Here is a 12,059-nt window from a genome sequence, read left to right as displayed (position 1 = left end):
TGGTGCAGAATCTATCAGAGAGAATCCACAACTAGATGGGGGTGTTCTGTTGTCTCAAAATCGAATACAAAAGCTGAGACATCAAAGACCTGTCTTAAGGTTTGCGAATTTAGTACCTCGACAGGAGTCCCTGCAACCAAGATCCCGCCCTCATGGAGCACCACAACTTGATCGCAGTATGCAACCGCAAGATCGAGATCGTGAATAGTAGCAAGAATGGTTAATCCCGAGTTCTTCAATAACTGCAGGAGATGGTGCTGGTGGTGAACATCAAGGTGATTGGTCGGCTCATCCAGGATCATCATGGGTGCCTGCTGAGCTAGCCCTCTTGCGATCAGAGCTAATCGACGCTGACCGCCAGATAGCTGCTCACAGCGGCGCTCCGCAAGGCCGACCATATCCACCATGTCTAAACATGATTCAATAATCGTCTGCTCTTTTCTGCCGCCAATTTGCCAGCTCTTTAGATGCGGCATACGCCCCATAGCTACCATCTCATGAACGGTGAGATCACCCAACGGAACCTCATCCTGCCCGATGAAACTGAGAGCTTGGGCTCGCTTTTTTGACGGCATACGGTGGATATCGTGTCCGTCGAGGTGCACATGGCCAGATAGAACCGGAGTGATGCCCGCAATAGCGCGAAGCAGTGTCGATTTACCTGCACCGTTGACTCCTACGAGTGCTGTGAAGGATCCATTCGCCACCCTAAAGGAAGCATCGTGAACAACCGACCTTTGATTAAATCCCGCAGCAACGTTTTTAACTTCAAGTAAGGTCATGATGCACTCCCAAAGGTATAGCGACCGCGACTCATGAGAATCAGGAATATTGGTGCGCCAATCACACCGGTCACCACACCGAGCGGAATTTCTTGTGGAGCGGCGGCGATACGCGCTAACACATCAACCCAAAGGAGAAACAGCCCACCCATCGCCATCGCAATGGGTAGCAATCGACGGTGCAGAGAGCCCACCACCATTCGGGCAAGGTGTGGAATAACCAAGCCAACGAATCCGATGCCGCCAGCAACAGCGACCATCGATCCCACCAACAGGGCTTGGAGGAAAAAGAGTAAACGCCTAAGCTGTGGCACCTTTACCCCCAAAGCACTAGCGGTGTCAGGGCCTGAAGCTAAAGCATCGAGATCATTAGCGCATAAGCTGAGGATGAGGTAGCTGATAACAACGACTACGACCGGAATCAGCAGCTTATCCCACTGTCCGCCTGAGACTGAGCCTAGCATCCAGAACATTACTCCTTGAGCGGCACGGGGATCTGGTCCCCAAAAAACGAGGAAGCTTGCCAGGGCAGAAAAAGCCGACGAAAGTACAACACCAGTAAGTATCAGGCGCAAAGGGGTCAGACCTCCTTGGGCTAGAGTGATGGTGTATACGCTGACGGTAGCAACGAGGGCGCCAATCAGAGCACCCACCGAGAGCGAGTAGAGACCGAAGGAAGAGAATATTCCCCATGTGATAACCGCAGTTGCTCCCACTGAAGCGCCAGAGGAAACGCCAAGAAGATAGGGATCTGCGAGAGGATTGCGCACCAGAGTCTGCATGGCCACACCTGCTAGCGCCAAACCGGCGCCCACGATGATAGCTAGCAGGCCTCGAGGGGCGCGAAGCTCCCACACAACCGCATCAAGTGCTGGGTCATCTCCCATTCCACCTGCGAGGTGGGCCATCACTACGTTTCGAACATCTGCTGCGGGATATTCAACCGCACCAAAGGTTAAGGAAAGCACAAAACTCACCGCTGTAAAACCCAGCAAGGTGAGAAAGAGAACGGGTGTGAGCCACCGAAACTTTAGCACTAACGAACCTCTATTATTCCAAAAAAAGCGGTAGCAAAGCAGCTTGTCTAGATACTTGTTACTAACGCTAGCTTTCTAATGAAAGCTCAGCGGTAATGGTAGCTCATATACCTGACGTAACGTAACTGAAAGGTGAAAATGTTATCTAAACAATAAAAAAGACTAATCTCTTTACCCCCGTTTTTCCCGGTATCCACTACCACCATTGATTGTGATAAATCGCCTAAGCAAGCTCTCCCCTAATACGCTTCTTAACTGTACGAGCAGCAGTTATTACGATTGCCGACACATCTGGCTTATTCCCCGGGTTTCACACGCCGACTGACTCATTCCCCGTCTCCTACAGAACCCCCGATACCCTCTGGTTTGTGGACTGCGCAGCGAAAGCTCTGACAGCCAACCGTTTCATTGGCGATGCCATTTTATCCGCTAAATGCATATCAAATAACAAACTAAAATCACTAAATTAAGGCATGGGTGAAACAGGAAATAGGTTGGACCTTTTTTAAGCTCAGCCCCCAAGATGAATCTTGAGACTATTTGAGTCCATGTTCGGCACCGAAATAAAATTACTCGAAGCTAAAAGGGGTGGGAAAAACTTCGAGATCATATTCCCTCAGCGTCGAGGCTTTCCTCAAAAAAGGTGCGACGACGATAACCTATTTCCTGTTTCATCAAAAGGTGCGTCAGCAGGGAGGAGGCAGCATTTTCCGCGCATCACAAGCGCCTGTCGATCGTTTGGTCCCGGAGGAAGCCTGACAAAACTTTTCCGGCTGACAGTGACCTCAATACGATCGACTGACTCACTTTTCTGCTACTGCCCCACGGTTCTGCGTGGCGCGTGCACTTAGGAGCATTATGGCGATAGGTGTACCGGCCCTTTTGACGGAGGGCTGATCGAACCTAAGGCACTATAACGGACCTGCTATGCCGGAAAGATCCTCGTAGTATCAGCATCTACCTAGAACGCGAGGCGATTACTAACGGTCACGAGCTGATCGGTCTTCGGACTTCGCGGATCAACCCTCATTACCCTCTCACCTTCCCAGCCATGGAATTGGCCAGTGGTTGCTATAAATAACTCGAGAGTAGGAAGTCCCCGCTCACCGCTGCGCGTCAGTCCCCAGAATCTCACTGGGTGTTCCCATGGGAAAATTCCCATCAGCTCACTTCGAAGTGCTAGTAATTAGTTTAGCAGTGTGTTTTGGCAATTAAAAGCCCGCCGGTAAAATCCGGCGGGCTTTTAATTGCCAGTCCCCCTATCAGGAACGACCTTGTTCGAATGCCGCTCCGACATGGTAAAGACGGTCATCAGCAAAAGCGGGGGCCATCAACTGCAAGCCCACCGGCAGCTGGGTATCGGTGGCCAATCCTGCTGGGACCGACATGCCACACAAACCAGCAAGATTTAGAGGCAGGGTGCACAAATCAAAGTTGTACATTGCCATTGGATCGGAGACCTTCTCCCCCAGTTTGAAGGCGGTGGTAGGCGTGGTGGGGGAAATCAGCACGTCGCACTGCTCAAAAGCGCGCGCGAAATCTTGGGCGATGAGCGTTCGCACACGCTGCGCCTGCAGGTAATAGGCATCGTAATAACCTACTGAGAGTGCATAAGTTCCAAGAATGATGCGCCTCTTGACTTCGGGCCCGAAGCCTTCGGCACGCGTTAGAGACATCACCTCTTCCGCGGAGCGTTGCCCGTCATCACCGGCTCTCAAGCCATAGCGCATGCCATCAAAGCGGGCAAGGTTCGAGGACACTTCACACGGCAGAATGAGGTAGTAGGCTGCGAGTGCATCATCGAAATGGGGGCAATCGACCTCCACGATATCAGCACCTTGGGATTGTAGCTGCTCCACAGACCGGTGGAATTGCTGCAATACACCATCTTGGTAGCCTTCCCGGTCGAATTGCTTGACCACACCAAGCCGCACGCCGGTTAAGTCGCCACTCTGACCCCGTCGTGCAGCCTCAACAACAGGCGCAACAGAGCGGTTCACGCTTGTCGCATCAAATCGGTCATAACCTGCAATAATCTCATGGAGAAGAGCTGTGTCCAGTACCGTGCGCGCGGTCGGGCCGCCCTGATCCAGAGACGATGCGCATGCCACTAGACCATAACGCGAGACCGTACCATAGGTTGGTTTCACGCCTACTGTGCTGGTCAAAGCTGCGGGCTGCCTAATTGATCCACCTGTATCAGTTCCAATAGCCAAAGGAGCCTCACCAGACGCTAAGGCAGCAGCTGAGCCACCTCCGGAGCCACCGGCAGTGCGCTCCAAATCCCACGGATTATGGGTAGGACCGTAGGCGGAATTTTCCGTGGACGAGCCCATGGCAAATTCGTCCATATTTGTTTTACCTAAAATTGGGATTCCAGCTGCTCGAATCTTAGACGTTACCGTGGCATCGTACGGCGATATATACCCTTCAAGTATCTTTGAAGCGCAGGTCGTAGGAGCGTCAGTGGTGGTAAATACATCCTTAAGTGCCAATGGCACACCTGCTAGTGCAGAGGCGGGTTGCTCCCCGCGGTCGAGAGCTTCATCAACTTTTTCCGCCGCCTCAAGAGCTTGCTGAGCTCCAATATGAAGGAAAGCGTGGATGTCGTCATCAATGTCAGCAATACGATCAAGATGAGCTTGGGTCACCTCTACCGAGGAGACTTCGCGGGAGTGAATTTTCTCTGCTAGCTCTGCCGCCGAGAGCTTAACGAGCTCTGGGGCAGATTCAGAATTCCATATATATTTACTGGTCATGCTAGTTTACTCTCCCAAAATCTGAGGTACGACGAAACGCTGCTCGGCAACCTTGGGCGCCTGGTCCAGAGCTTGCTCCGCGGTTAATGTGGGCTCTACTCTGTCCTCCCGCATCCGCGTTGGAATTGAGTGCGGATGACTCATCGGCTCAACTCCCTCAACCGAGACCTTTTGAACCGCGGAAACATTAGCCACGATACTGTCGATCTGCTCTGCAAACCGATCCAATTCTTCATCTGTTAGAGCCAAGCGGGCGAGCTTAGCCAGGTGAGCAACTTCATTGCGCGAAATATCAGGCACTGTTAGACGTATCCTTACTGCAGTCAATTCGATGTTCACTACCTCGATTTGGATGGTGAACATATAGGTGTAACCACCATCTTAGGGCACCTATCGAACGTGGAGCTATTCCATGCCAAATCTTCGCTCCTCACTCGCGCGGTAACGCGGATGCCCAGCGATCGTCACACCTAAGCGTCATGAGCCGCCATGGAGACACAATGAGCACCGCGCTATCAGGTGGGTGCATCATAGTTTTGCAACTAGGCGCGTTTCTGAGATCTAGAGGGTCTAGAGGGTCCAGAGGAGTTCAAGGGGTTGCCCCAATCGTGGTGGCTGGTAATTGCCGAAACGCGCTGGAGCGCTACGGAGCATAGAAGCCCCGAGAGTCTAAGATAGGAAGTCTGGCCTTTCGTTAGCCCTCAGTCATGGATCCTTCATGAGAAGTAAAGGTCAGTACTCTAAGAAAGGCTGTGATACTCGGTGAAGTACTTAATCCGCGTCTTGCTTCCCGATACTCCCGGTAGCCTGGGACTACTCGCAGAGGCTATTGGATTAATCGATGGCAATATCAAATCGGTCGATGTCATAGAAACACTCCCCGATGGTACCGCCATGGATGATATGGTAGTCCATCTGCCTGGTCATGCCATGGCCGATACCCTCATTTCGGCTGCCACCTCGGTCCCAGGCGTCGAAGTAGACTCCATTCGGCCTTTTTCCGGAACTGTCGATCGACGCGGTCAAATTGCCATGCTCGCAGCCGTGGCAGGTGCGTCCTCTCACTCTGACACTATTGCCGCCCTCGTGGATCGGATCCCCCAGGCCATCACCTCGAGTTGGGCCATCCTCCTCCAAGATGGCAGTCCTGTGAGCCGAGTGACCGCATCCGATGCCGCACCCGGCGACGATGGCTCCGCACCTTCGCAGCTTAATATTCCCAAGGCGCGCATTCTCAACCCTGAAGAAGAAGCCTGGATTCCGGAGTCGTGGTCCTTGCTCGACTCTTCTCTCGCAGCGGCACCCCTAGGCCACTCTGGACTCGTCCTTATCATCGGCAGAGTAGGCGGACCCGATTATTTACCGGGAGAGGTAGAACATATGGGTAATTTTGGCACGATCCTATCCAGGATGCTTCAAGACTAGAAGAACCACGAAGCATGCCCGCGGCCCGAGCTGACCACGGGCATACTTTAGCTTCGATGCCTAGTCAGCAGTGCCCGCAGCATTTCCGATGTTCCCAGTTTCAATGAGCTCACGGAACTCCTCTTCGTTGAGAATCCGTAAACCTAAGTCGCGAGCCTTCGTTTCCTTAGACCCTGCGTTGGCCCCCACGACAACGTAATCAGTCTTTCTAGATACAGAGCCACTGGCTTTGCCACCACGAGCAATAATCGCCTCCTTCACGGAATCACGGGTATACCCCTCCAAGGTGCCCGTTACCACGACGGTTAAACCAGCTAGCGTTTGTGGCAGCTCCTCGCGAGCATTCTCTTCCATGGTAACCCCGCTAGCGGCCCATCTGTCGACGATATCCTGGTGCCAATCAACCTCGAACCATTCCTTAAAGCTCTGCGCAATAATGGTTCCTACGCCTGGGGTTTCGGCAAGGTCCTCGATATCCGCGGCACGGGCGGCAGCCATGCTGCGATACCTATTCGCTATCGCGCGCGCCGCGATCGGTCCCACGTGACGAATTGACAGGGCCACGATGACCCTCCACAATTCGGTATGCTTGGCGCTCTCAAGATTCTTGAGCAGTTTCCGGGCACTAGCGTTGATAGTTCCCTTCTTGGTGGTATAGACGCCCGTTCGTTCGAGATCCTCAGCAGTTAAATCGAAAAGCCCGGCCTCATCGTTGAGAACTTTGGAGGCTATGAGATCCTGGGCACCCTTTTCACCTAGCGCTTCGATATCAAAGGCTCCGCGTCCACCTATATAACTCAGGCGGGCTGACAGCTGTGCAGGGCATGAACGAGTATTGGGGCAGCGCCAATCGGCGTCGTCTTCTTTTTGCGGCGCGAGGACTGTACCGCAACTCGGACAATACGTGGGAAAAACGAAGTCGTATTCACTTCCGTCACGGTCCTCCACCACTGGGCCTAAGACTTCTGGAATGATCTCTCCTGCTTTACGCACGACTACGGTATCACCGATCAGAACGCCTTTGCGCTTAACCTCCGTCTGGTTGTGCAATGTGGCCATAGAAACCGTCGATCCGGCCACGAAAACTGGTTCCATAATGGCAAAAGGTGTAACTCGGCCGGTACGTCCCACTGAGGCCCTTATGTCAAGGAGCTTAGTTGTAACTTCTTCTGGAGGGTATTTGTAGGCGATGGCCCAGCGTGGCGCTCTAGAGGTTGCTCCCAGTTGGGCCTGTTGAGCGCGTGAATTCACCTTGATGACAAGCCCATCCATCTCATGAAGTGCATCACCTCGGTGTTTTTCCCAGTAGCTCACCCGTTGGTGCACTTCCGCCGAACTGGTAACCACTTGTGAGTATTTGGACACTGGTAATCCCCAAGCATCGAGGGCTTCGTAGGCTGCTGACTGTGTAACAGGCTCAAAACCCTCGCTGTAGCCAATGCCGTGGCAAAGGAGCCTCAGTCTGCGGCGCTTCACGGCCTCAACGTCCTTCTGACGCAGCGATCCAGCGGCCGCATTACGAGGATTGGCGAATGGCTTACCACCATCCTTTTGCCGTTGTTCGTTAACGAGCCCGAAATCCTCAACAGCGATAAAGACTTCGCCGCGCACTTCCACAACGTCTGGAATGGGGAACTCGGGGTGCTCGTGGAGTCGGTGCGGGATATCTTCGATGACCTTGGCGTTCTCTGTCACGTCTTCTCCCACGCGCCCGTCCCCTCTCGTAGCTGCGCGTTCTAGAACACCACGGCGGTAGACGAGCGCAAGCGATAGCCCATCGATTTTCAGTTCGGTAATATAGTCATCAGCTGGGGTTTTCTTAAGCCACTCGTCGAGTTCCTCAGCGTTGAAGACATTGTCCAAGCTAGTCATCTTCTCCAGATGCTCAACGTTTTCAAAGCTAGATTCTTTTACTGGTGAACCAACTTGAGCACTAGGGCTATCCGGCGTTTTTAACTGCGGATGCGCTTCTTCCAGGGCGAGTAATTCTTGAAAAAGTCGGTCGAATTCTTGATCACTTATCTTCGGAGAGCCTTGATAGTAGAGATCCCGGTGATCGGTGATCGTGGCCGCCAATTTTTGCCACTGCTGATAGATATCGCTGTAGTCCGACTCTTTACTCGTCTCACTTGTCATAGCCTTAGAGTGTAGTAATAATTCCGTACTTTCGTCATCCACCTCACAGCTTTGGTGTCGCGACTGTGATCTACACTGATAGGGACAAAACCTGGGTGGCTCATCGACTTTGATGAAGGTCTCCCCCTCATCCTCCCCTGGAAGGTATCTTTATGGACGCGCTTCTTCACCCCTTCGACCCGCAAAAAGTCATCAGCTTTGATCTCGAGACCACGTCTGCGCAGCCCTTCGAGGCGCGAATAGTAACGTCTGCGCTCATCACCATCGATACCGATGGCGCCCACCCGTATGAGATGTTGGCGGACCCAGGAGTGGACATACCGGAGGAAGCAACCAACGTGCACGGAATCTCTACCGACTATGCGCGTACCCACGGCCGCCCCCACAATGACGTACTCAATGAGACTATTGCCACGATCACTAAGGGCTGGGAGCAGGGATATACACTTATTGTTTTTAATGCCGCCTATGATCTCTCCGTCTTGCACCACCTCGACCCGAGTTTTCTCATCAATGGTCCCGTTTTTGATCCCTATGTGATCGACAAAACCTTAGATCGCTACCGTAAGGGCCGCCGGACTTTGACAGATCTTTGTGAATTTTATGGGGTTAAAATTGATAATGCTCACGAAGCCACCGCAGACGCTCTAGCGGCTGCTCGTATTGCGTGGAAACAAGCAAAGCACACGTTCAAGACCGATATCTCCGATCGATCCATGGAAGAATTGATGGAGTTCCAAGCTGTGGGATATCACGAGATTCAAAGTTCTCTCGCGCGCTATCTCCAAGGTGAGGGCAAGGATGCAGACGAAGTCAATACCTCGTGGCCCGTGCAGGTGCGCAGAGCACACACATAAGGAAGCTATTAGAGGTCACTGCCAGCATATTCTAAAATCTGCGCTACCTTTCGCACTCGTTCGAGGGTGTGCGCGGCATCCAGCTGACTACCCTCACTCAGGTCGCCGGTGTGGGTAATCGAGAGGCGTTCGAGCAGCAGGCAGCGATCAATGGCCCACTCATCTGCAAGCCGGATGACTCGCTGGGCTAAATCTGTTTCTGACTCATATGGCTTTTTTGGGTTGACGGCGCCAAGCGCTAGCGGCATGCCTGAGGCAACTGCTTCGCCGCAGGCATCGAGGATCTCAGCGGTACATAGTGAATCGATATCAGCCATGAGCCCGGGAAACTGAGCGTGCTGGACAATCTGAAAGTCTTCGCGAGAGCGCAGGTATAGCCACGTATTATCGTTGGGCAGCACAGAAACACAGTGCGCCAACCGAGGCGCGAGGTCCTCCATGTTCATCGCTGGGATTCGATCAAAGTCACTCGTTCCTGGAAGCGTTCCGCGCATGAGGTCCTTCACGTCCGGCTCATAAATGGCGAGCGTTACCCGTTTTCCAAAGCGTTTCTTTAGGTCGAGTATATGCTGCTGCACCCCAGCGGCGAAGAGCGTAAAAATCTCCTCCACTGCTCCGCGATCGGTAATGGCGCGATGTCCCCGAGGCAGCTCTATCCTGCTCGCCAGTGACCATGGGCCCATGACGTGACAGTGGATATCCCCTCGACCCCAGAATTCCACTAATTGGTCCAGATCCCTTTCCCTCATATCGAATAGGCGCCTACTGATCTGCTGCGGCCGGGCACTAAGCCGCCATGAGCGGGGTCCGATATCGACAGGCAGTTCTTCGATGACGGCCATGGTGTGTCCAACCAGATCAGCACCAAGGCCTCGTTGCACGAGCCGTGGAATCGCTCGCAGGCTCCCCGTTTCGCTGGAGATTATATCGGCAGCACTTTCAAGGTCTGTTCCTGGGAACTCGCCGCGTGCAAAAGCATCCATTAGTTCTTCGTCCCAGAAATTGTGCCGGAGCCCAAGACAATATCTCCGCCAGGGTCGGGTCGATAGATGACAGCCGCCTGCCCGCGCGCCACACCGCTAAGAGGATGATGAAGGTCGATGGTCATGGTATCGCGTTCGCGATCGATAACAACAGTGCACGGTACGACCGAACCGTGAGCGCGAACTTGAACTTCAGCCTCAAATTCACCAGTCATATCAGGATGCAGGTATTTGAGGCGATCAGCTGTGATAGTGCGGACCTCGAGATCTTTTCTGGCACCTACTGTCACTGTCCCGGTTGCCGCATCAATATCAGTGACATATCGGGGTTGACCATCAGCAGCTGGTTCCTTGATATCGAGACCTTTTCTTTGACCAATAGTATAATTCCATGCCCCGTCGTGGCTGCGCAGCTCTCGGCCCTCGGTGTCAACAATCATCCCTGGCCTGAGGCCGATGCGCGCTCCTAAGAAGGCTTGGGTGTTTCCGTCGGGAATAAAACAGATATCGTAGGAGTCCGGCTTGGTTGCCACCGAGAAACCCAATGTTGCTGCCTCTTGTCTAATGTCGGGTTTAATCGTATCGCCGACAGGAAACATGCAATGTGCGATTTCCTTCGCCCCGAGTACACCTAAAACATAGGACTGGTCCTTTTGCGGATCGATCCCGCGGCGGAGATATCCATCGCCGCCGTCACCAACTTGCGTCAACTGAGCGTAGTGTCCGGTAACCACGGCGTCGAATCCTAGCGCAATCCCGCGTTCGAGGAGGGCCTCAAATTTGATTTTTTCGTTACATCTTAAGCAGGGGTTAGGGGTTTCGCCGCGCTCATAGGAGTCCACAAAATCGTCGATAACCTCGGTCTTGAAGCGGTCAGAGAAGTCCCACACGTAGAAGGGAATACCGAGTTTATCGCATACCCGGCGCGCATCGGCTGAATCTTCAAGAGAGCAGCATCCGCGGGAGGATTCGCGCACGGACTTCGGATCGCGAGAAAGAGCAAGGTGAACGCCGATGACCTCGTGGCCGGCTTGTACTGCGCGGGCGGCGGCGACGGCGGAATCAACGCCACCGCTCATTGCTGCAAGAACTCTCATAAGCCCCTCTCTTCTTTCGAGCGTCGATGATAATGCGAGTCTACTACTCTAGTATTAGAGCACTGTGGGCCGAAAACAACGATTATCACATCTAAACAAGAAGACTCCCGATAAGTCCGAGCTGGCTGGAGTTTATCCTACGTCCTCGGGAAGCGTGGAGGTGCGAGCAGACAGTTTCAGCCCGGGCGACTGGGAGGTTTTAGTCAACGGGGTTCCGTCTTCTCATATCAGCCAAGACCCTCTCCGCCTTGAATATGAGTATATGCGGTGGATTGTGGCTGCAATTGAGCCGTGGGTGGAGAACTGCCTGGATCCGCAGAAGTTGCGGGTGACGCACCTAGGAGGTGGGGCATGTTCGCTGGCAAGGTATATGGTGGCACGGTATCCGGCGTCCCGAAATACTGTGGTGGAAATCGATGGAGATTTAGCTCGTATGGTGCGCGAGTGGTTTGATCTGCCCCGCAGCCCCCAGTTGAAAATTCGAGTGGGCGATGCTCGTACTGTGACTGATTCCTTTGTCGATCGCTCGCGAGACATCATCATTCGAGACGTATTCGCCGGTGATCAAACTCCTTCATCTCTTAGAACTATTGAGTTTTTCCATCAGGTGGCTGCCTCCCTAGACTCCAGCGGTCTGTACTGCGCAAATTGCGGAGACCACTCCGATCTCAGTCTAGCTAAATCGGAATTGAAAACTATGGGAGAGATTTTTCCCTACCGCGCGGCGATTGCCGATCCTGCGATGCTGAAAGGGCGACGCTATGGGAATATGATTTTACTCGCTTCTTCTTCTCCCCTGCCTTTACGTGATCAGGCACCTCATATGACAAAGATGCTGTTGCGCGGTGCGGTTCCAGCTCAATATAAGGATGAGGAGTGGGTTAAGCAATTTTGTGCCAGCGGTAAGATTCTGCATGACTGATCATAGCGGGCAAGCAATGGCGACGATTGTAGTTAGATAAAGGCTGCTATTCTAAGTGCAC

General features: G+C 53.2%; 10 protein-coding genes and 1 riboswitch. Of the genes, 3 read left to right on the top strand and 7 right to left on the bottom strand.

Annotated elements, in window-relative coordinates:
• Positions 1-14 precede the first annotated feature (14 nt).
• From NXT00_RS05420 to gatC, 4 genes are all read right to left on the bottom strand, one after another.
• Positions 15-782 carry an ABC transporter ATP-binding protein gene (locus tag NXT00_RS05420; RefSeq protein ID WP_259077926.1) on the bottom strand — a complete coding sequence of 256 codons (768 nt, stop codon included), beginning with the start codon at positions 780-782 and terminating at the stop codon, positions 15-17.
• Positions 779-1,819 carry an iron ABC transporter permease gene (locus tag NXT00_RS05415; RefSeq protein WP_259077928.1) on the bottom strand — a complete coding sequence of 347 codons (1,041 nt, stop codon included), beginning with the start codon at positions 1,817-1,819 and terminating at the stop codon, positions 779-781. Before NXT00_RS05415 ends, NXT00_RS05420 begins: the two co-directional genes overlap by 4 nt.
• Before the next feature lie 978 nt (positions 1,820-2,797).
• Positions 2,798-3,000, bottom strand: a riboswitch (cobalamin riboswitch).
• Positions 3,001-3,081: 81 nt separating this feature from the next.
• Positions 3,082-4,578, bottom strand: coding sequence for an Asp-tRNA(Asn)/Glu-tRNA(Gln) amidotransferase subunit GatA (gene gatA / locus NXT00_RS05410; protein WP_259077930.1), 1,497 nt, complete (start codon positions 4,576-4,578; stop codon positions 3,082-3,084).
• Positions 4,579-4,584: 6 nt separating this feature from the next.
• Positions 4,585-4,878, bottom strand: coding sequence for an Asp-tRNA(Asn)/Glu-tRNA(Gln) amidotransferase subunit GatC (gene gatC / locus NXT00_RS05405; protein ID WP_259077932.1), 294 nt, complete (start codon positions 4,876-4,878; stop codon positions 4,585-4,587).
• Between the two features lie 462 nt (positions 4,879-5,340).
• Here gatC and NXT00_RS05400 point away from each other — a divergent pair, with 462 nt between their 5' ends.
• The gene (locus tag NXT00_RS05400) at positions 5,341-6,003 is read left to right on the top strand and encodes an amino acid-binding ACT domain protein (protein ID WP_259077934.1); all 663 of its coding nucleotides are present in this window, start codon (positions 5,341-5,343) and stop codon (positions 6,001-6,003) included.
• A 60-nt stretch (positions 6,004-6,063) separates the two neighbouring features.
• On the opposite strand, the gene ligA is transcribed toward NXT00_RS05400, so the two are convergent.
• The gene (gene ligA, locus NXT00_RS05395; RefSeq protein ID WP_259077936.1) at positions 6,064-8,139 is read right to left on the bottom strand and encodes an NAD-dependent DNA ligase LigA; all 2,076 of its coding nucleotides are present in this window, start codon (positions 8,137-8,139) and stop codon (positions 6,064-6,066) included.
• A gap of 152 nt (positions 8,140-8,291) precedes the next feature.
• Here ligA and NXT00_RS05390 point away from each other — a divergent pair, with 152 nt between their 5' ends.
• Positions 8,292-8,996: an exonuclease domain-containing protein gene (locus NXT00_RS05390; protein ID WP_259077939.1), complete on the top strand. Its 705-nt coding sequence runs from the start codon at positions 8,292-8,294 to the stop codon at positions 8,994-8,996.
• Positions 8,997-9,004: 8 nt separating this feature from the next.
• Here the strand turns inward: NXT00_RS05390 and NXT00_RS05385 are convergent, their stop codons facing one another.
• Together NXT00_RS05385 and mnmA are read right to left on the bottom strand one after the other, a co-directional pair.
• Entirely contained in the window at positions 9,005-9,979 is a 975-nt protein-coding gene (locus tag NXT00_RS05385) for a hypothetical protein (RefSeq protein ID WP_259158349.1), read from the bottom strand.
• A complete protein-coding gene (gene mnmA / locus NXT00_RS05380; protein WP_259077943.1) occupies positions 9,979-11,076 on the bottom strand; it encodes a tRNA 2-thiouridine(34) synthase MnmA in 1,098 nt (365 codons plus the stop codon). Before mnmA ends, NXT00_RS05385 begins: the two co-directional genes overlap by 1 nt.
• A 64-nt stretch (positions 11,077-11,140) precedes the next feature.
• Between mnmA and NXT00_RS05375 the strand changes: the two genes are divergently transcribed.
• A complete protein-coding gene (locus NXT00_RS05375) occupies positions 11,141-11,998 on the top strand; it encodes a spermidine synthase (protein WP_396124929.1) in 858 nt (285 codons plus the stop codon).
• Positions 11,999-12,059: the final 61 nt, after the last annotated feature.

It is taken from the genome of Corynebacterium sp. ES2715-CONJ3 (assembly GCF_024814365.1).
Classification (GTDB): domain Bacteria; phylum Actinomycetota; class Actinomycetes; order Mycobacteriales; family Mycobacteriaceae; genus Corynebacterium.
The sequence above is the reverse complement of the archived record's forward strand: the minus strand, read 5'-3'. Positions and strand labels throughout refer to the sequence as shown.